The organism is Pseudomonas sp. WSY_20 (assembly GCF_043104335.1).
Classification (GTDB): Bacteria; Pseudomonadota; Gammaproteobacteria; order Pseudomonadales; family Pseudomonadaceae; genus Aquipseudomonas; species Aquipseudomonas parafulva_B.
Map to the genome: position 1 here is coordinate 19299 of NZ_JBICKP010000021.1, position 20192 is coordinate 39490.

At 62.0% G+C, this 20192-nt stretch carries 15 protein-coding genes, 2 tRNA genes and 1 pseudogene; 14 read left to right on the forward strand and 4 right to left on the reverse strand.

From position 1 onward, the window contains the following. The first annotated feature begins 18 nt into the window (after positions 1–18). The 6 genes and pseudogenes from hflK (at position 19) to ACF8E5_RS06590 (ending at position 7012) form a co-directional block, all read left to right on the forward strand. Complete coding sequence (hflK, locus tag ACF8E5_RS06565; RefSeq protein ID WP_058637989.1) at positions 19–1197, forward strand: FtsH protease activity modulator HflK; 1179 nt, start codon at positions 19–21, stop codon at positions 1195–1197. Next, positions 1197–2066: a protease modulator HflC gene (hflC, locus tag ACF8E5_RS06570; protein WP_058605819.1), complete on the forward strand. Its 870-nt coding sequence runs from the start codon at positions 1197–1199 to the stop codon at positions 2064–2066. Before hflK ends, hflC begins: the two co-directional genes overlap by 1 nt. 287 nt (positions 2067–2353) lie before the next feature. Beyond that, on the forward strand, positions 2354–3541 hold the full coding sequence (locus tag ACF8E5_RS06575) for an ATP phosphoribosyltransferase regulatory subunit (RefSeq protein ID WP_023532898.1): 1188 nt from the start codon (positions 2354–2356) through the stop codon (positions 3539–3541). A gap of 56 nt (positions 3542–3597) precedes the next feature. Beyond that, on the forward strand, positions 3598–4890 hold the full coding sequence (locus tag ACF8E5_RS06580; RefSeq protein WP_058637990.1) for an adenylosuccinate synthase: 1293 nt from the start codon (positions 3598–3600) through the stop codon (positions 4888–4890). A 1003-nt stretch (positions 4891–5893) separates the two neighbouring features. Then, positions 5894–6106: pseudogene (locus ACF8E5_RS06585) on the forward strand (methyl-accepting chemotaxis protein); the annotation flags it as partial. 201 nt (positions 6107–6307) lie between these two features. After that, entirely contained in the window at positions 6308–7012 is a 705-nt protein-coding gene (locus tag ACF8E5_RS06590) for a methyl-accepting chemotaxis protein (RefSeq protein WP_392475052.1), read from the forward strand. A gap of 14 nt (positions 7013–7026) precedes the next feature. On the opposite strand, the gene ACF8E5_RS06595 is transcribed toward ACF8E5_RS06590, so the two are convergent. From ACF8E5_RS06595 to ACF8E5_RS06610, 4 genes are all read right to left on the reverse strand, one after another. Further along, on the reverse strand, positions 7027–8592 hold the full coding sequence (locus ACF8E5_RS06595; RefSeq protein ID WP_196186561.1) for an iron ABC transporter permease: 1566 nt from the start codon (positions 8590–8592) through the stop codon (positions 7027–7029). Further along, positions 8592–9605 carry an extracellular solute-binding protein gene (locus tag ACF8E5_RS06600; RefSeq protein ID WP_058637993.1) on the reverse strand — a complete coding sequence of 338 codons (1014 nt, stop codon included), beginning with the start codon at positions 9603–9605 and terminating at the stop codon, positions 8592–8594. The genes ACF8E5_RS06595 and ACF8E5_RS06600 overlap by 1 nt, the downstream gene beginning before the upstream one ends. A gap of 242 nt (positions 9606–9847) precedes the next feature. Beyond that, a tRNA-Leu gene (locus tag ACF8E5_RS06605) sits at positions 9848–9934 on the reverse strand. An 86-nt stretch (positions 9935–10020) separates the two neighbouring features. Then, positions 10021–10107 (reverse strand) — tRNA-Leu (locus ACF8E5_RS06610). 271 nt (positions 10108–10378) lie between these two features. On the opposite strand from ACF8E5_RS06610, the gene rnr reads away from it, so the two are divergent. The 8 genes from rnr (at position 10379) to ACF8E5_RS06650 (ending at position 20043) form a co-directional block, all read left to right on the forward strand. Further along, positions 10379–12961, forward strand: a complete 2583-nt coding sequence (gene rnr / locus ACF8E5_RS06615) for a ribonuclease R (protein WP_058605823.1) — start codon at positions 10379–10381, stop codon at positions 12959–12961. Further along, positions 12958–13704 carry a 23S rRNA (guanosine(2251)-2'-O)-methyltransferase RlmB gene (gene rlmB / locus ACF8E5_RS06620; protein ID WP_023532995.1) on the forward strand — a complete coding sequence of 249 codons (747 nt, stop codon included), beginning with the start codon at positions 12958–12960 and terminating at the stop codon, positions 13702–13704. The genes rnr and rlmB overlap by 4 nt, the downstream gene beginning before the upstream one ends. A 295-nt stretch (positions 13705–13999) precedes the next feature. Beyond that, positions 14000–14425, forward strand: coding sequence for a 30S ribosomal protein S6 (gene rpsF / locus ACF8E5_RS06625; RefSeq protein ID WP_021783885.1), 426 nt, complete (start codon positions 14000–14002; stop codon positions 14423–14425). Between the two features lie 28 nt (positions 14426–14453). Continuing rightward, positions 14454–14684 (forward strand): 30S ribosomal protein S18, encoded by a 231-nt coding sequence (gene rpsR, locus ACF8E5_RS06630; RefSeq protein WP_003249563.1) that lies wholly within the window; start codon positions 14454–14456, stop codon positions 14682–14684. Between the two features lie 33 nt (positions 14685–14717). Next, positions 14718–15581: a hypothetical protein gene (locus ACF8E5_RS06635; RefSeq protein ID WP_023533001.1), complete on the forward strand. Its 864-nt coding sequence runs from the start codon at positions 14718–14720 to the stop codon at positions 15579–15581. A 20-nt stretch (positions 15582–15601) separates the two neighbouring features. Then, on the forward strand, positions 15602–16048 hold the full coding sequence (gene rplI / locus ACF8E5_RS06640; protein WP_012316464.1) for a 50S ribosomal protein L9: 447 nt from the start codon (positions 15602–15604) through the stop codon (positions 16046–16048). Positions 16049–16161: 113 nt separating this feature from the next. Beyond that, on the forward strand, positions 16162–17559 hold the full coding sequence (dnaB, locus tag ACF8E5_RS06645; RefSeq protein WP_023532900.1) for a replicative DNA helicase: 1398 nt from the start codon (positions 16162–16164) through the stop codon (positions 17557–17559). 183 nt (positions 17560–17742) lie between these two features. Continuing rightward, complete coding sequence (locus ACF8E5_RS06650) at positions 17743–20043, forward strand: YgiQ family radical SAM protein (RefSeq protein ID WP_078477912.1); 2301 nt, start codon at positions 17743–17745, stop codon at positions 20041–20043. Positions 20044–20192 lie beyond the last annotated feature (149 nt).

Consider the following 20192-nt stretch of genomic DNA (forward strand, 5'->3'; position numbering starts at 1 on the left):
TATCAGATGGAGAGCGCTATGGCTTGGAACGAGCCGGGTGGCAACTCGAACAATCAGGATCCCTGGGGCGGCCGCCGCGGTGGCGGTGGTGGCGGCGACAAAAAAGGTCCGCCGGATCTGGACGAGGCCTTCCGCAAACTGCAGGACAGCCTCAACGGCATGTTCGGTGGTGGCAAGAAACGGGGTGGCGGTGACCGCAATGTCGGCAAAGGCGGCGGCCTCGGGCTGCTGGCCATCGGCCTGGCAGTGCTGGCGGCCATCTGGCTGTACAGCGCCGTGTATGTCGTCGACGAGCAGGAGCAGGCCGTTGTGCTGCGCTTCGGCAAGTACTATGAGACGGTCGGTCCCGGCCTGAACATCTACTTCCCGCCGATCGATCGCAAGTACATGGAAAACGTCACGCGCGAGCGGGCCTACACCAAGCAGGGCCAGATGCTGACCGAAGACGAGAACATCGTCGAGGTACCGCTGACCGTCCAGTACAAGATCAGCAACCTGCAGGACTTCGTGCTCAACGTTGACCAGCCTGAGGTCAGCCTGCAGCATGCGACCGACAGCGCCCTGCGTCACGTGGTGGGCTCTACGTCCATGGACCAGGTATTGACCGAAGGTCGTGAACAGATGGCCGTGGACATCCGCGAACGTCTGCAGCGTTTCCTCGACAACTACCGCACCGGCATTACCGTTACCCAGGTCAACGTGCAGAGCGCGGCAGCCCCGCGTGAAGTGCAGGAAGCCTTCGATGACGTGATCCGGGCGCGCGAAGACGAGCAGCGTGCCCGCAACCAGGCCGAGTCCTACGCCAATGGCGTGGTGCCCGAAGCCCGTGGTCAGGCCCAGCGCATCATCGAAGACGCCAACGGCTACCGCGATGAAGTCATTGCCCGGGCCAAGGGTGAGGCCGACCGCTTCACCAAGCTGGTCACCGAGTACCGCAAGGCACCTGATGTGACCCGCGAGCGCTTGTACCTGGAAACCATGCAGGCGGTGTACAGCAATTCGAGCAAGGTCATGGTGGCAACCAAGGATGGGCAGAACAACCTGCTCTACCTGCCACTGGACAAGATGGTCGAAGGCAGCCGCAACTCGTCCGCACCTGCGAGCGGTGTATCGTCGGCCAACGACGCTGCCGCCGCGCGCTCGGCGCAGGACACGCAACAGCAACAGCAGCCGCTGCGCACTAGGGAGAGCCGCTGATGAGCAACCGATCGCTGATCGCCCTGATCGCCGCCGTGGTTCTGGCCATCGTGGCCTGGAACAGCTTCTACATCGTGGCCCAGACCGAGCGGGCAGTATTGCTGCGCTTCGGCAAGGTGGTTCAGGCCGATGTCCAGCCAGGGCTGCACGTGAAAGTGCCGTACGTGAACCAGGTACGCAAGTTCGACGCCCGCCTGATGACCCTCGACGCCCCTACCCAGCGGTTCCTGACCCTGGAGAAGAAAGCGGTGATGGTCGACGCCTATGCCAAATGGCGCGTCAAGGATGCCGAGCGCTTCTATACGGCCACTTCCGGCATGAAGCAGATCGCTGATGAGCGTCTGTCCCGTCGTCTGGAAAGCGGCCTGCGTGACCAGTTCGGTAAGCGCACCCTGCACGAAGTGGTGTCCGGTGAGCGTGACGCGTTGATGGCCGACATCACCGCTTCGCTGAACCGCATGGCCAACAAGGAGCTGGGTATCGAGGTCATCGACGTCCGCGTCAAGGCCATCGACCTGCCCAAGGAAGTCAACCGCAGTGTCTTCGATCGCATGAGCACCGAGCGTGAGCGCGAGGCGCGCGAGCACCGGGCCAAGGGTAATGAGCTCGCCGAAGGTATTCGTGCCGACGCCGATCGCCAGCGCCGTGTGCTGCTGGCCGAGGCCTATCGCGAATCTGAACAGACCCGCGGTGAGGGTGATGCCCAGGCGGCGGCTATCTACGCCAAGGCCTACACGCAGGACGCTGATTTCTACGCGTTCTACCGTAGCTTGCAAGCCTACCGCGAGAGCTTCTCCAGCAAGAGCGACGTGCTGGTCCTGGATCCGAAGAACGAGTTCTTCCGCTTCATGGACAAGAGCAAGCCCTGAGGCGAATTCGGGCAGGCGCCCCGCCTGGCAGCTAAAACGCCAGGCAGGGTGCATCCCGAATCAAAAGGGGTGTATGATGAGTCAGCCGGGAAATTTCCCGGCTTTTTTGCGTCTGCAAGGTTGATCGGCTTGGTGTCGGTTCGCCTTTGACACGTTCGCAAGGCAATTCGAGGGTATCGGGTACGGTGGCTGCGCTGGGATCAGTGCTGCCCGTTGCTGTGCGCGATACCTGCTTTACTGACGGCCGGCTTGCTGGCGGCCGCCCGGACCAGAGGGGAAAAGGCGTAATGGCAACGGTAGACCGCTGGCTGCTGCCAGATGGCATCGAGGAAGTACTGCCACCTGAGGCCGCGCGCATCGAGATCGCGCGTCGCCAGGTGTTGGACCTGTTCCAGAGTTGGGGTTACGAACTGGTCGTCACCCCGCATATCGAGTACCTGGAGTCGCTGCTTACCGGCGCTGGCCAGGACCTGGATCAGCGTACCTTCAAGGTAGTGGACCCGCAGTCCGGCCGCTTGATGGGCTTTCGTGCCGACTTCACGCCGCAGGTCGCGCGCATCGACGCCCATACCCTGCGCCGTGAAGGCCCAAGCCGGTTGTGTTACGCCGGCAGTGTGCTGCATGCCCAGCCGCGTGCTTTGTCTACCTCGCGCAGCCCTATCCAGCTGGGTGCCGAACTGTATGGCGATGCCAGCCCCACCAGCGATGTGGAAGTCATCAGCCTGATGCTCGCCACACTGCAGTTGGCCGATGTGCCTGATGTTCACATGGACCTGGGCCATGTGGGCATCTACCGTGGCCTGGCTCGGGCCGCCGGCCTGTCGGGCGCGGTCGAGCAGCAGCTGTTCGACGCCCTGCAGCGCAAGGCGGTCGACGAAGTGCAGGCGCTGACGGCCGACTTGCCAAAGGATGTGGGCAACATGCTGCGAGCCCTGGTCGAGCTGTGCGGCGGCAGGGAAGTTCTGGCCGAGGCCCGCGTACGCCTGGGTCGTGCACCTGCCAGCGTGCTGGCGGCCCTGGACGATTTGCTGGCCATCGCCGACCGGTTGGCCGCTCGTTATCCGCAGTTGCCGTTGTACTTCGACCTGGGTGAACTGCGCGGTTACAACTACCACACGGGCGTGGTGTTTGCGGTGTTCGTGCCAGGTGAAGGGCAGTCGATTGCCCAGGGCGGACGCTATGACGACATCGGCGCCGACTTTGGCCGGGCGCGCCCGGCTACCGGTTTCTCCACGGATTTGAAGACCCTGGTCACACTGGGGCGAGCGGAGGTCGTACTGCCCACGGGCGGCATCTGGATGCCGGACAGTGGCGATGCGGCCCTATGGCAGCATGTCTGCCAGTTGCGCAACGAGGGCCAGCGTGTGGTCCAGGCCCTGCCTGGTCAGCCGCTGAGTGCTGCCCTTGAAGCGGATTGTGATCGTCAATTGATTCAGCAAGACGGGCGCTGGCAGGTTCTGCCGCTGGCCCAGTGAGTTTCTGCGTCGGCAACAGGCCGGCAACCAAGTTTGCGTGAATGAGGACCAATGTAATGGGTAAGAATGTCGTCGTCCTGGGCACCCAGTGGGGTGATGAGGGCAAAGGCAAGATCGTCGATCTGCTGACCGAACATGCTGCCGCCGTCGTGCGCTACCAGGGTGGCCACAACGCGGGCCACACCCTGGTGATCAACGGTGAAAAGACCGTTCTGCACCTGATTCCATCCGGCATCCTGCGTGAAGGCGTGCAATGCCTGATCGGCAACGGTGTGGTCGTTGCACCCGATGCGCTGATGCGCGAGATCACCAAGCTGGAAGAGAAGGGCGTACCGGTGCGCGAGCGCCTGCGCATTTCCCCGGCTGCGCCGCTGATCCTGTCGTACCACGTCGCGCTGGACCAGGCCCGTGAAAAAGCCCGTGGCGAAGCCAAGATCGGCACCACCGGCCGTGGTATCGGCCCAGCGTACGAAGACAAGGTCGCCCGCCGTGGCCTGCGCGTGGGCGATCTGTTCCACCGCGAGCGTTTTGCCGCCAAGCTGGGCGAGCTGCTGGACTACCACAACTTCCAGCTGGTCAATTACTACAAAGAGCCTGCCATCGACTTCCAGCAGACGCTGGACGAGTGCATGGCCTATGCCGAACAGCTCAAGCCGATGATGCTCGACGTCACTGCCGAGCTGCACAAACTGCGTCGTGCCGGCAAGGACATCATGTTCGAAGGCGCGCAAGGCTCGCTGCTGGACATCGACCACGGTACCTACCCGTACGTCACCAGCTCCAACACCACCGCTGGCGGTATCTCGACCGGTTCCGGCGTGGGCCCGATGTACCTGGACTACATCCTGGGCATCACCAAGGCCTACACCACCCGCGTAGGTTCGGGCCCGTTCCCGACCGAGCTGTTCGATGACACGGGCGCCACCCTGGCCAAGCGTGGCCATGAGTTTGGCTCCACGACCGGGCGTGCCCGTCGTTGCGGCTGGTTCGATGCCGTCATCCTGCGCCGCGCCATCGACGTCAACAGCATCTCGGGCATCTGCCTGACCAAGCTCGACGTGCTGGACGGCCTGGAGACCATCAACATCTGTGTAGGTTACAAGGATGCCAATGGCGAAGTGATCGAAGCCCCGACCGATGCCGACAGCTACATCGGCCTGCAGCCTGTGTACGAAACACTGCCGGGCTGGAGCGAGTCGACCTTGGGTGCCAAGACCCTGGAAGCGCTGCCTGCCAATGCGCGTGCCTACATCACCCGTATCGAGGAGCTGATCGGCGCGCCGATCGACATCATCTCCACCGGCCCGGACCGCAACGAGACCATCGTGCTGCGTCATCCGTTCGCCTGATCTGCCCTGCAGGCTGATCTGACGCCGTGGCCCTGAACAGGGGCCGCGGCGTTTTTCATTGTGGGTATGAAACGCGCATTGCTTGGACTTGGCGTTTATCCCCGCTGCTACCGGCATAACCCTTGCTGTAAGAAGTGTCTGTCGATGCCATCAAAGTAATGGCGCCAGAAAACGCGAGGGTTTCACCGTGTCTGCCATCCTTTCGCTGTTACGAAGCCGCCTGTTGCGGCCTGTTTTTGTGGCCTTGGGTATCGCCCTTTTGGTGCAAGTGCTGGTGGCCGTTGCCCTGACACGAAGCACCGTTTCGGCCCTTGAGCGCGAACTGGCCGAACGCCTGGGGCATGACAGCCAGCAACTCACGACCGATCTGGAGCAAGCCGGCCAGGAGGTGCGCGCAGGCCTCGATGGCCTGTCTGCCAGCACGCGCCAACGCTTGAGTGCAGGGCTCTCGACGCGCCTGCAGGCCGAGCAGCAGCAACTGCGCGAAACTCTCGAAGGCACGCTGAAGGAGTCCGCAAACGACATGGCAGAGTTGCTGGCCTCGGTGGCGCCGCGCGCCATCTGGGACAAGGATGTGCCGGTGCTATCGGATTTCGCCCGACGGGCGCAGCGCAATCCCAACGTTCTGTTCGTGATTTATGACGATGCAGAAGGCCAGCACCTGACCCGCTACCTGAACCGACAGAACCCGATCAACCAGGCATTGCTCGAGAAAGGCCAAGGGGAGCGAGCGCTGGACAAGGTGATCGAGGCCGCCCGCCGTGACCCTGCCGTGTACATGGTCGAAGCGTCGATCAACCCAAACGGGGCGGAAATCGGCAAGGTTCTGCTGGGTGTGTCAACCGCCGGTATCGATCAGCAACTGGCCGCGCTGGATCAGCGTTTCGCAGCCTTGATCACCAGCAGCGAACAGCTGGTTGGCGACAGCCTGGTAGGGGCGGCTGCCGACAGTGGCAAGACCCTGCGTGAACGCCTTGAGGCTGCGCAAGGCAGCGCCGCGGCCATGCAGAACAATACAGCGCAAACCGTGCGCGATGCGGCGGCTGAATTGCGTTGGCGCATCGGCCTGGGCCTGGTGCTGGTAGGGTTGGGCGTGCTGTTGGTGGTGGCCGTGGTGCTGGGCCGGCGTGTAGTGAGCAAGTTGCGCCTGTTGATCGCGGCGCTCGATGACCTGGCGGCGGGCGAAGGCGACCTGACCAAGCGGGTACGGCTGGACAGCTGCGACGAGATTGGCGACATGGCCTCTGCAGTCAACCGCTTCGTCGACAAGCTGCAACCTATCGTGCGCGAAGCCGGTGACGTGGCCCAGCGCACCGGTGTGGAAATCGACGCCATGGCCCAGCGCAACGCCGGCGCCGATGCCGCCGCTGCGTTGCAACGTGATGAAGTGGCGGCCAGCCTGAGCGACCTGTCGAGCATGGCTGAAGAAGCCCAGGCCGAGAGCTACGCCATGCAGGCCGCCTTGCAGCAAGTGGTGGACATCCGCCAGGCCACCGACGAAAACAGTCGAACCTCGACGCAACTGGCCGGGCTGATCGAAAACCTGGCTGGGCAGGTGGACGCAGGCTCCCAGGTCATTGAGCGCCTGGCCAAGCAAAGTGAGCAGATCGAGGTGGTACTGACGGTGATCCATGGCATTGCCGAACAGACCAACCTGCTGGCCCTCAATGCCGCCATCGAAGCCGCCCGTGCCGGTGAGACTGGGCGTGGCTTTGCCGTAGTGGCGGACGAAGTGAGGGCATTGGCGAGCAAGACGCAACGCTCCACCGGTGATATCCAGGCGCATATTGCCGCACTGCAGGCAGGGGCGAAGGAGGCGGTAGCCACGATCAGTCAGGCGGGTACAAAGGCCAGCGAAGGGCTGCTGGTGCTGCGTGACAACGAGCGTCGCCAGCAGTCGGTACAGGCTGCCGTCGAGCAGGTGCATGCGGCGATAGGCCTGGCTACCCGTGCCGCCGAACAGCAAGCCAACGGCGCGCAAGCGGTGCGCGGCAGGGTGCAGAACATACATACCCAGGCCGAGCGTTCAGCCGAAGTGGTGATGCAGACCACGGCAAGCAGCAAGGTACTGGACGATCTGGCGGCGCAGCTTCGGGCGAGTCTAGGCCAGTTCCGGGCTTGATGCGTTTGAGGCCATCACGCCCGGTTCAGGTACATCCGCGTTGTCAGCAGGTACACCGGCAACCCCGACACCACAATCAACAACGCCGCATACGGGGCTGCGGCCGCGAACTCCACATTGGCCGTGTGTGCCCAGACTTCGGTGGCAAGGGTCGTCATGCCGGTCGGGCTGAGCAGCAACGTTGCCGTCAATTCCTTCATGGCGTCCAGAAACACCAAGGCGAAGGCCGCTGCCATCGCCGGGAAGATGATCGGCAGGGTCACTTTGCAAAACGCGGCAAAGCTGCTTGCTCCCAGGGTGCGGGCCGCTTCTTCCAGCGTAGGGGAGGCCTTGGTCAAGGCCGTGCGTACAGGGGACTGGGCCAGAGGCAGGAACAACAGTGCATAGGCCAAAAGCAGTAACGCCGTGGTCTGGTACAGCACCGGCACGTAGTGCAGGGCGAAGAACACCAGCGTCAGGGCAATGACCAGGCCGGGCAGGGCATGCAGCAGGTACGGCAAGCGTTCTGCCCAAATGGCCAGGCGCCCCTTGTAGCGCACCACCAGGAAGCTGATCGGCAGAGCTAGCACGACGCAGAAGCCGGCGCCGCCCAGCGACACGGACAGCGAAGTGAACAGGGCACTGGAAATATCCGCAATGGGGAACGCTGCGGAGGAACCCACACTGAGCCAGTAACCGAGCATGGCCAATGGGATACCGCTGCCCAATACTGCCAGGCCCAGGCAGAACAACTGAGCAGGTATTGCCCAGCCACGCAGCTTTATAGGCTGAGCGCGGCGTGCCACACCCTGGCCGATGCGCACATGCCGGGCCTTGCCGCGTACCCGCAGCTCCAGCCAGAGCATGACCAGGCACATGGCTAGCAGTACGGCAGAGAGCATGGCCGCGTTGGCGTTGCTGAACTCCAGCTCAAACTGTTGGTAGATGGCGGTGGTGAATGTCTGCAGGCCTAGAATCGACAGCGCGCCGAATTCCACGAGCATGTGCAGGGCAATCAACAAGGCGCCTCCGAGCATCGATGGCCACAGCAGCGGCAGGGTGACTTTCCGGTACACGCTCCAGCGGCTACAGCCCAGGGTCCGCGCCGACTCCTCGAGTGAGGTGTCCAGGTTGCGCAAGGTGGCGGCCACTGGCAGGAAGATCAGCGGGTACTTGGACAGGGCCATCACCAAAATGGCGCCGCCCAGGCCCTCGAAGTCAGCGCTCAGCGAGACCCAGGTGAAGCTGCTGACGAACGACGGCACGGCAAAGGGCAGGCACAACACCACCCCCCACAGCCTGCGACCGGGCAGGTCGCTGCGTTCGAGCAACCAGGCCAGCGCCAGGCCGACCACCATGCAAGTCAGGGTTACCCCGACCATCAACAACAAGGTATTGCGCATCAGCCCCCATACATAGGGGCGCCACAACAGATACAGCGCCTCTCGCCAGCCGGCTTCCCAGGCTTTGATGGCCACGTAGAGCAATGGCAGCACGCTCATCGCCACCAGGAAAAGCACGGGCAGCACCACCCAGATCGAGGGGCGCTTGCGGCGCGGTACGAAACGTACCGGCACCGGCTGGGTCAGGGCGGCAGTCATTAGAGCAGACCGACCTCACGTTCCAGTTCGATGGCTTCCTCGGCATTGCCCAGGTCGGCAGGCGAGATCTTGGGCGGGCGCAGGTCTTCAAACGGCTTCAGGCCCCGGTCGGAGACCATGCCCTTGTGCAGCGGGTACTCGGCTGTCGTCTGGGTGATGACACGCTGGCCCTCTTCGCTGGCCATCCAGTTGAGCAGGGCCTGGGCTTCCTTGGGGTGCTTGCTGGCCTTCACGGCCGCGGCACCCGAAATGGTCACCAGGTTGCCGGCATCGCCGTCGGCCAGGTAGTACAGCTTGGAATCGAGCTTGCCACGCTCGCGCTCCAAGGCGTACCAGTAGTAGTTGTTGACCAGCACCGCGTCCACTTCACCTTTCTCCACGGCCTTGAGGGCGACCATGTTGTTGGTGTAGGTCTTGCCGAAGGCCTTCAGGCCGGTCAGCCATTCTTCCGTTGCCTCGCGACCATGCATCTTCAGGATGGCTACCGCCTGCTCCTGGAAAGCCCCGCTGGTGGGCACGAAGCCAACACGCCTGTCCCATTCAGGGTTGGCGAAGTCCATCACCGTGGTCGGCAGGTCCTTCTCGTCGATTTTCTTGGGGTTGTACACCACCACCCGGGTCCGCGCGGTCACGCCCATCCAGGTGCCGTTGGCGGCGACGTATTCCTTGGGCAGCATGTTGAGCGTGGCATCATCGATCTTTGCCAGCAGGCCCAATTCACCCAGGTTGTTCAGGGGTGGCGACTCTTCGGTATAGATGATGTCGGCCGGCGAGCGCTCGCCTTCTTCGATGATCTGGCTGGCCAGCTGGTTGCTGCTGCCCTTGCGAATATTGATATGGATGCCGGTCTTGGCTTCATAAGCCTTGGCGATGGCCTCGCCGATTTCCTTGTGCTGACCGTTGTACATGGTCAAGGTGACCGGCGCGTCTGCCATGGCGGCCGGAGCGCCGATGACCAGGCTCAATACGGCGGCGGCCAGGGTGCGCATCAGCGGTTGCGGGCGGATCGTCATGCGGGTACTTCCTCGCTTACGGCTACATATTCGGAAACAATGGTAAACGAAATCGTTTCTCATGTGGCGAGGTGACGATAAATTCATTGAGCGGGTTACGTGGGCTTATGCATGCATCGGAAGGGGCGGGGCGTTGGGTCTTGTGCACCGTCTTGCAGAAGGCCGAAAGCACGGGAGGGCGCGGCCAAGGTGCTGAATTTCAGGCAAGAAAAAACCCACTAGCAAGCTAGTGGGTTTTTGTATGGTGCCCAGGAGAAGACTCGAACTTCCACGACCGTTAAGTCACTGATACCTGAAACCAGCGCGTCTACCAATTCCGCCACCTGGGCAAAGCTTTACATCATCTGATGAAGGCGACTATTGTTCGCTTCACACAGTAGTAACAGATCCTTGGTCATCTATTACTTGAAAATTTTGGTGCCCAGGAGAAGACTCGAACTTCCACGGCCGTTAAGCCACTGATACCTGAAACCAGCGCGTCTACCAATTCCGCCACCTGGGCACACATTCGAGATAAAAGATGCTTTACAGCGCCGCTCATCTCTACTACAACTTCGGGGTTGTCCGTCGTCGTGGTGCGCACTATACGGATGCTCCCAAGGGCTGTAAAGCCCTCGATCAAAAAAAATCTCAAAAAATTCAACTTGTTGATTTCATGGGCCTATTGCCGATTGCCGAGCGCTCCTCAGGGGGCTGTCCAAGGCTGACATTTCCGGTTTCAATACGCCTATGCCAGAATTCCTATCTATATACCCCAAGGTGAACCCCTTCTGATGGCCGATTGGCAATCCCTCGATCCCGAGGCCGCTCGCGAAGCGGAAAAATACGACAACCCCATTCCCAGCCGTGAGCTGATCCTGCAGCGCCTTGCCGACCGTGGCGAACCGGCCGCGCGCGAGGAGCTGGCGGCAGAGTTCGGTCTGCACGAAGAAGACCAGATCGAAGCACTGCGTCGCCGCCTGCGGGCCATGGAGCGCGACGGCCAGCTTATCTACACCCGGCGCGGCACCTATGCCCCGGTGGACAAGCTGGACCTCATCTGCGGTCGCGTCTCCGGCCACCGCGACGGCTTCGGCTTCCTCATTCCCGACGACGGTAGCGAAGACCTGTTCCTGAGCCCGTCGCAGATGCGCCTGGTATTCGATGGCGACCGCGCCCTGGCTCGCGTATCTGGCGTCGACCGCCGTGGTCGCCGCGAAGGCGTACTGGTAGAGGTTGTCTCCCGCGCCCATGAGAGCGTGGTCGGCCGCTACTTCGAGGAGGGCGGCATCGGTTACGTGACCCCCGACAACCCGAAGATCCAGCAGGAAGTGCTGGTCACGGCCGGGCGCAACGGTGGCGCGAAGATCGGCCAGTTCGTCGAGATCAAGATCACCCATTGGCCGACGGCGCGGTTCCAGCCACAAGGCGATGTGGTGGAAGTGGTCGGCAACTACATGGCGCCGGGCATGGAAATCGACGTTGCCTTGCGCAGCTACGATATCCCACACGTTTGGCCCAAGGATGTGATCAAGGAGGCCCGCAAGTTCCGCTCCGAAGTCGAAGACAAGGACAAGGAAAAGCGCGTCGACCTGCGCCACCTGCCTTTCGTGACCATCGACGGCGAGGACGCGCGCGACTTCGACGATGCCGTTTACTGCGAACCGCTGGGCAAGCTGCGGATGTTCTCCGGTGGCTGGCGCCTTTATGTGGCCATCGCCGACGTGTCGAGCTACGTTCGCCTGGGCTCGGCGCTGGATGTGGAAGCCCAGCAGCGCGGCAACTCGGTGTACTTCCCCGAGCGCGTGGTGCCCATGCTGCCCGAGGAGTTGTCCAACGGCCTGTGCTCGTTGAACCCGCATGTCGATCGACTGGCCATGGTCTGTGAAATGACCATGAACAAGGCCGGGCAAATGGTCGACTACCAGTTCTATGAAGGGGTCATCCACTCCCACGCCCGCCTGACCTACAACAAGGTCAGCAGCATGCTCGAGCATTCACGCACCCGTGAAGGCAAGGCGCTGCGCGAGGAATACAAGGAAGTCGTCCCGGACCTGAAGAACCTCTACAACCTGTACAAAGTCCTGCTCGAGGCCCGTCACACCCGCGGTGCCATTGACTTCGAGACCCAGGAAACTCGCATCGTCTTCGGCGAAGACCGCAAAATCGCGGAAATTCGCCCGACCGTGCGCAACGATGCGCACAAGCTGATCGAGGAATGCATGCTGGCCGCCAACGTGGCCACGGCAGAGTTCCTGCAAAAACATAACGTGCCGGCCTTGTACCGCGTGCACGACGGCCCACCACCGGAGCGCCTGGAAAAGCTGCGCGCGTTCCTGGGCGAGCTGGGGCTGTCCCTGCACAAGGGTAAGGATCCGTCGCCCAAGGACTACCAGGCACTGCTGGCGAGCATCGCCGCCCGCCCGGACTTCCACCTGATCCAGACCGTGATGCTGCGCTCGCTCAGCCAGGCGGTGTACAGCACCGACAACAACGGCCACTTCGGCTTGAACTACGAGGCGTACACTCACTTCACCTCGCCGATCCGCCGTTACCCTGACCTGCTGGTGCACCGCGCCATCCGCAGCGTGATCCGCTCCAAGGTCGATACCCCGCACGTCAAGCGTGCCGGTGCCATGAGCATTCCCAAGGCGCGTATCTACCCGTACGACGAGAACACCCTCGAGCAACTGGGCGAGCAGTGTTCGATGACCGAACGTCGGGCTGACGAAGCCACCCGTGACGTGGTCAACTGGCTCAAGTGCGAATACATGAAGGACCGCGTGGGCGAGACGTTCCCGGGTGTGATCACTGCGGTGACCGGTTTCGGCCTGTTCGTCGAGCTGACCGACATCTACGTCGAGGGTCTGGTGCACGTCAGTGCGCTGCCGGGCGACTATTACCACTTCGACCCTGTGCATCATCGCCTGTCGGGCGAACGCACCGGCCGCAGCTTCCGGCTGGGTGACACGATCGAGGTCAAGGTCATGCGCGTGGACCTGGACGAGCGCAAGATCGACTTCGAGGTGGCCGACGCCACTTTGGCCGCTCCGATCGGTCGCAAGCAGCGTGGTGCAACGGCTGCGGCGGCCCCGACCGAGCAAGCTCCGGAGCAAGTGAAGGCCAAGGCCACGCCCAAGCCGCGCAGCCGCAAGAGCGAAGCCTCCGAGGCGTATTTCCCCAAGGACGCCGTGCAGCGCAACGCCGAGGTGCGCAAGAGCCGCGAAATGAAAAAGGCGCTGATGACCGAGGCCCGCACTACCGGCCACGGCAGCAGCAAGTCGGACAAGGGCAGCAAGACGTCCGGCAAGCCTACCAAGCACCGTAAAGGGCCGTCGAAATCCGGCGCCTCACGCAAGAGCAAGAGCAATTCATGAGTCAGTTGGAAAAGATCTACGGCGTTCACGCGGTACAGGCGCTGTTGCAGCACCATCCCAAGCGAGTCAAGCAGATCTGGCTGTCAGAGGGTCGCAGCGAGCCGCGCCTGCAAGCGCTGCTGGCCTTGGCCGCCGAGAACCGTGTGGCCGTGGGTCAAGCCGAACGCCGTGAGATGGACGCCTGGGTCGAGGGCGTGCACCAGGGTGTGGTGGCCGAGGTGAGCCCCAGCCAGGTCTGGGGCGAGCTTATGCTCGAGGAGTTGCTCGAACGCACTGAAACGCCGCCGCTGATCCTGGTGCTGGACGGGGTGACCGACCCGCACAACCTCGGTGCCTGCCTGCGCACCGCCGATGCGGCGGGGGCCACGGCTGTGATCGTGCCCAAGGACAAGTCAGCGACCCTTACGCCTGTAGTGCGCAAGGTCGCATGCGGCGCAGCCGAGGTGATCCCGCTGGTGGCCGTGACCAATCTTGCGCGTACGCTTGAGAAGTTGCAGCAGCGGGGCCTATGGGTGGTCGGCACCGCTGGCGAAGCCGAGCAGGAAATCTACCAGCAGGACCTGACCGGCCCGCTGGTGATGATCATGGGCGCCGAAGGCAAGGGCATGCGCCGGCTGACCCGCGAGCACTGCGATTTTCTGGTGAAGCTGCCGATGAGCGGCAGCGTCAGCAGCCTGAACGTGTCCGTGGCCACTGGCGTATGCCTGTTCGAGGCCGTGCGCCAGCGTCAGGCCAAGGGTTGAGCCCAGGGCCGTGCCGGTCTTGTGGCCGGCGCGGCGTCAGCCTGACCTGACCACGTGAACTGATCCTATGCAGGCAGCTGCACCCGTGGAGCGACAGGCGCCGCGTCGAAGTGTTTCCGGTTGTTCAAATAATCGCCAATTGCCTTGCTTGTCTGTCTGGCCTTCTCTACAATTGCGCCCCTTGCCGAGCTGGCAGGTGCGCATGTGCCTCTACTCCCTGGCAAGACACACCAGTGTCATTCACTCCTTGTCTGACCAGATTCGCTGGCAGACTACTAACCCGTAAGGAGCATTCATGCGTCATTACGAAATCATCTTCCTGGTTCACCCGGACCAGAGCGAGCAAGTCGGCGGCATGGTTGAGCGTTACACCAAGCTGATCGAAGAAGATGGTGGCAAGATCCACCGCCTGGAAGATTGGGGCCGTCGTCAACTGGCCTACGCCATCAACAATGTTCACAAGGCTCACTACGTGATGCTGAACGTTGAGTGCACTGGCAAGGCCCTGGCCGAGCTGGAAGACAACTTCCGCTACAACGATGCCGTTATCCGTAACCTTGTCATCCGTCGCGACGAAGCCGTTACCGGTCAGTCCGAGATGCTGAAGGCTGAAGAAAACCGCAGCGAGCGCCGTGAGCGTCGTGAGCGTCCTGAGCATGCCGAGTCCGCCGAAGGCGACGACAGCAATGACAGCGACTCCAGCGATAACGCTGACGAGTAATCCACGGACCTTTAGAGGAGCCTATTAAATGGCACGTTTCTTCCGTCGTCGTAAATTCTGCCGCTTCACTGCTGAAGACGTGAAAGAGATCGACTTCAAAGATCTCAACACCCTGAAAGCTTACGTATCCGAAACCGGCAAGATCGTTCCAAGCCGTATCACCGGTACCAAAGCTCGTTATCAGCGTCAGCTGGCTACCGCTATCAAGCGCGCCCGCTTCCTGGCCCTGCTGCCCTACACCGACAGCCACGGCCGCTGAGACCGGGTCGTCGACAAGCAGTAAGGGATTAGCATGCGAGCGTTAGCAAGTTTCATCATGCGCGGTCGTGTGCAGGCCACCCTCGTGGTGGTCATCAGCGCGGTATTGCCGCTGCTGTTCTGGTTGAGTGCCGCTGCCGGCAGCCTTGTGCTGCTGCGGCGCGGGTTCAAGGATGCTTCAACGGTCATCGCTGGCGGCTTGCTGGCAGGGTTGGCCGTTTGGGTCATGGGCGATCCGATCACCTTCATGGTGATCGCGGGCGCCCTGGCACTTGCCGGCCTGTTGCGGGCCGAGCATCCCTGGAGTCGGGTGTTGGTGGTCAGTGCCGTGTTCGCCGTGGCGTTCAGCCTCGTGCTCGATCTGGCGCTGGCCCCTACCTTCGATGCGCTGGCCAAGGCGTTTGCCGAAGCCATGCCGCAAGTAGAAGGGCAGCCGGTGCTCTCCGGTGAAGTGATCCGCCCATTGCTGGTCACTTCCACAGCGGTGACAGTGCAGTTGTTCTGCGTGCTGGCCTTGGTGCTAGCGCGCTATTGGCAGGCAGCGTTGTACAACCCTGGAGGCTTCGGTCACGAGTTTCGTGCCCTGAAGCTGCCGAAACAGACCATGGTGGCCCTGGTGGCAGTGATGGTGGTGGCCCCGTTCATCGGGCCGCAGTTCATCATCCTGGCATCGGCTTCGAGCCTGGTACTGGTGCTGGCCGGCATCGCTTTGATGCATGGGCTCGTGGCGCAGGGCCGACTGGCCGGTTTCTGGCTGGTAGGGATGTACGTGACGCTGCCGCTGATCATGCAGCTGATTTACCCGTTGCTGGTGGTCCTGGCCATTGTCGACAGCCTGATTGATTTTCGCGGTCGCAAGTCCCCCAAAGGGAATGACTCCGCGAACGGTGAAGGTTAAAAGTTAAGAGGTTTTACCAAATGGAACTGATCCTGCTGGAAAAAGTCGCCAACCTGGGCAACCTGGGCGATAAAGTAAAAGTTAAGGCTGGTTACGGCCGTAACTTCCTGCTGCCATTCGGCAAGGCTACCGTTGCCAACGCCGCCAACCTGGCTGCGTTCGAAGAGCGTCGCGCCGAGTTGGAAAAAGCAGCTGCAGACCGTAAATCGTCGGCTGAAAGCCGCGCTGCCCAACTGGCCGAGCTGGAAGTGACCATCACTGCCACCGCTGGCGACGAAGGCAAGCTATTCGGTTCGATCGGCACCCACGACATCGCTGATGCCCTGACCGCCTCCGGCGTTGAAGTGGCCAAAGCTGAAGTTCGTCTGCCGAACGGCACCATCCGTCAGGTTGGCGAATACGACGTAGCCGTGCACCTGCACAGCGACGTTGAAGCCACCGTACGCGTGGTCGTCGTAGCTGCCTAAGCTGCGCTGACTGGCTGGCCCCTCAGGTGTCAGCCGGTTAACATCGGGCACGGTCCTGTCTTCGACAGGCCGTGCCCTTTGTCTTTTTCATCCTCCAGAATTCTTTCGTGGCCATGAACGAGATCACTACCTCCGAACAGCTCGACCTGCAAACCGCAGCCCTGAAAGTGCCGCCGCATTCCATCGAGGCCGAACAGGCCGTGCTCGGTGGTCTGATGCTGGACAACAACGCCTGGGAGCGGGTGCTGGATCAGGTGTCGGACGGTGACTTCTACCGGCATGACCACCGGCTGATCTTCCGTGCCGTGCACAAGTTGGCCGACGCCAACCAGCCGTTCGATGTGGTGACGCTGCACGAGCAGCTCGACAAGGAAGGCTTATCGACGCAGGTCGGTGGCCTGGCGTACCTGGCCGAACTGGCCAAGAACACGCCTTCGGTGGCCAACATCAAGGCCTACGCCGCGATCATTCGCGAGCGGGCCACGCTGCGGCAACTGATCAGCATCAGTACCGACATCGCAGACAATGCGTTCAATCCGCAAGGCCGTGATGCGGCGGAAATCCTCGACGACGCCGAGCGGCAGATCTTCCAGATCGCCGAGGCGCGACCCAAGACCGGCGGCCCGGTAGGGGTCAACGACCTGTTGACCATGGCCATCGACCGCATCGATACCTTGTTCAACTCCGACAGCGACATCACCGGTATTTCCACCGGTTATACCGACCTGGACGAGAAAACCAGCGGCCTTCAGCCGGCCGACCTGATCATCGTGGCGGGCCGGCCTTCGATGGGTAAAACCACGTTCGCCATGAACCTGGTGGAAAACGCCGTGCTGCGGACCGACAAGGCCGTGCTGGTGTTTTCGCTGGAAATGCCAGGGGAATCGCTGGTCATGCGTATGCTGTCCTCACTGGGTCGTATCGACCAGACCAAGGTCCGCTCCGGTCAATTGAGCGACGACGACTGGCCACGCCTCACCTCGGCGGTAAACCTGCTCAACGACCGCAAGCTGTTCATCGATGACACCGCTGGCATCAGCCCATCAGAGATGCGCGCGCGCACCCGGCGCCTGGCACGCGAGCACGGCGAGATCGCCATGATCATGGTCGACTACCTGCAGTTGATGCAGATTCCCGGATCTTCCGGTGACAACCGCACGAACGAGATTTCCGAAATCTCTCGCTCGCTCAAAGCCCTGGCCAAGGAATTCAATTGCCCGGTCATTGCCCTTTCGCAGCTCAACCGTTCGTTGGAGCAACGTCCGAACAAGCGTCCGGTGAACTCCGACCTGCGTGAATCGGGTGCAATCGAGCAGGACGCCGACGTCATCATGTTCGTGTACCGCGACGAGGTGTACCATCCGGAGACCGAGCACAAGGGCGTGGCGGAAATCATCATCGGTAAACAGCGTAACGGGCCTATCGGCTTTGTGCGCCTGGCGTTTATCGGCAAGTACACCCGCTTCGAGAACCTCGCGCCGGGCATGTACAACTTCGACGACGACGAATAGCACCTGTTTCTGCTTCACCAGACGTACCTCATCACCTGCACCGTGGGGCGAACGTGCCCCGCGAGGTGTCACGCCCCAATCATCGCACGCCTGTCAATTCCCACGAATCCAGTCGGATTTGGTTAAAATTTGTGCTATTCTCCGCGCCCGCGATTTCCCTGCACACCAGAGCCGGTCACTGATATGCAAGCAGCCAAACCACTTTACGATTATCCCAAGTACTGGGCCGAATGCTTCGGGCCAGCACCTTTCCTGCCGATGAGCAGGGAGGAGATGGATCTGCTCGGTTGGGATTCCTGCGACATCATCATCGTGACTGGCGACGCCTACGTCGACCATCCGTCGTTCGGCATGGCCATCATCGGCCGGTTGCTGGAGGCCCAGGGTTTTCGCGTAGGCATCATTGCCCAGCCGAACTGGCAGTCCAAAGACGACTTCATGAAGCTTGGCGAGCCCAACCTGTTCTTCGGTGTGGCTGCCGGCAACATGGACTCGATGATCAACCGCTACACCGCCGACAAGAAAATCCGTTCCGACGACGCCTACACCCCGGGCGGCCTGGCGGGCAGCCGGCCTGACCGTGCCAGCCTGGTGTACAGCCAGCGTTGCAAGGAAGCCTACAAGCACGTGCCCATCGTGCTGGGCGGCATCGAGGCCTCCTTGCGCCGCATCGCGCACTACGATTATTGGCAGGACAAGGTGCGCCACTCGATCCTGATCGACGCCAGCGCCGACATCCTGCTGTTCGGCAATGCCGAGCGTGCCGTGGTCGAGGTGGCACAACGGCTGTCCAACGGCGAGAAGATCGAGTCGATCACCGATGTGCGTGGCACGGCCTTCGTGCGGCGCGACACCCCGGACGGCTGGTTCGAAATCGACTCCACCCGTATCGATCGTCCGGGGCGTGTCGACAAGATCATCAACCCGTACGTCAACACCCAGGACACCCAGGCCTGCGCCATCGAACAAGCCAAGGGCGACCAGGAAGACCCGAACGAAGCCAAGGTGGTGCAGATACTGGACAGCCCGCGCGTGACGCGCGAGAAGTCGGTAATTCGCCTGCCATCGTTCGAAAAGGTGCGTAACGACCCGGTCCTGTATGCGCATGCCAACCGTGTGCTGCACCTGGAGACCAACCCAGGCAACGCCCGCGCCCTGGTGCAGAAACATGGCGAAGTGGACGTGTGGTTCAACCCACCGCCCATTCCCATGAGCACCGAGGAAATGGACTACGTGTTCGGCATGCCCTATGCGCGCGTGCCGCACCCTGCCTATGGCAAGGAGCGCATCCCGGCCTACGAGATGATCCGCTTCTCGGTCAACATCATGCGCGGCTGCTTTGGCGGTTGTACGTTCTGCTCGATCACCGAGCACGAAGGGCGCATCATCCAGAACCGTTCGCACGAATCGATCCTCAACGAGATCGAGGAGATGCGCGACAAGGTGCCAGGCTTCACTGGCGTGGTGTCGGACCTCGGCGGCCCTACCGCCAACATGTACCGTATCGCCTGCAAGAGCCCGGAAATCGAGAAGCACTGCCGCAAGCCCTCGTGCGTGTTCCCCGGTATCTGCGAGAACCTGAACACCGACCACAGTTCGTTGATCGAGCTGTATCGCAAGGCCCGTGCGCTGCCAGGCGTGAAGAAAATCCTCATCGCCTCGGGCCTGCGCTACGACCTGGCGGTGGAATCGCCGGAGTACGTCAAGGAGCTGGTGACCCACCACGTGGGTGGCTACCTCAAGATTGCCCCGGAGCACACCGAGCGTGGCCCGCTGGACAAGATGATGAAGCCGGGCATTGGCAGCTATGACCGCTTCAAGCGCATGTTCGAGAAGTTCTCCAAGGAGGCGGGCAAGGAGCAGTACCTGATCCCGTACTTCATCGCGGCGCACCCCGGCACCACCGACGAAGACATGATGAACCTGGCCTTGTGGCTCAAGGGCAACGGTTTCCGTGCCGACCAGGTGCAGGCGTTCTACCCCTCGCCGATGGCGTCTGCCACAGCCATGTATCACTCGGGCAAGAACCCGCTGCGCAAGGTGACCTACAAGAGCGAGGGCGTGGATATCGTCAAGAGCGACGAGCAGCGTCGCTTGCACAAGGCGTTTCTGCGTTACCACGACCCCAAGGGCTGGCCGATGCTGCGCGAGGCGCTGCAGCGCATGGGGCGTGCCGACCTGATCGGGCCAGGCAAGCATCAGCTGATCCCGTTGCACCAGCCGCAATCCGATACCTACCAGAGCGCCCGACGCAAGAACTCGACGCCTGCCGGTAGCCACAAGGTGGGCAAGGACCAAAAGATCCTGACCCAGCACACCGGCCTGCCGCCGCGTGCCAGCGATGGCAGCAAGCCATGGGACAAGCGTGAGAAGGCCAAGGCGGAGGCGTTCGCCCGCAACCAGCAGGCGGCCAAGGAGCGCAAGGAGTCGGCCAAGGGTGGCAAAGGCGGGAAGAAGCCGCGCCAGCCAGTCATCCCACGCTAAACCCCGGGCCGCCTGGCGGCCCCTTCCTCAGCAACAAAGGGTTACTCGATCACTGCACAACGGCATCACTCGGGGCGCGAGAACTCGCAGATCGCGCCTGTGGCAGCGTGGGCATAGGCAGCGAGCAGGCTGTTCAAGAAACTGGACAT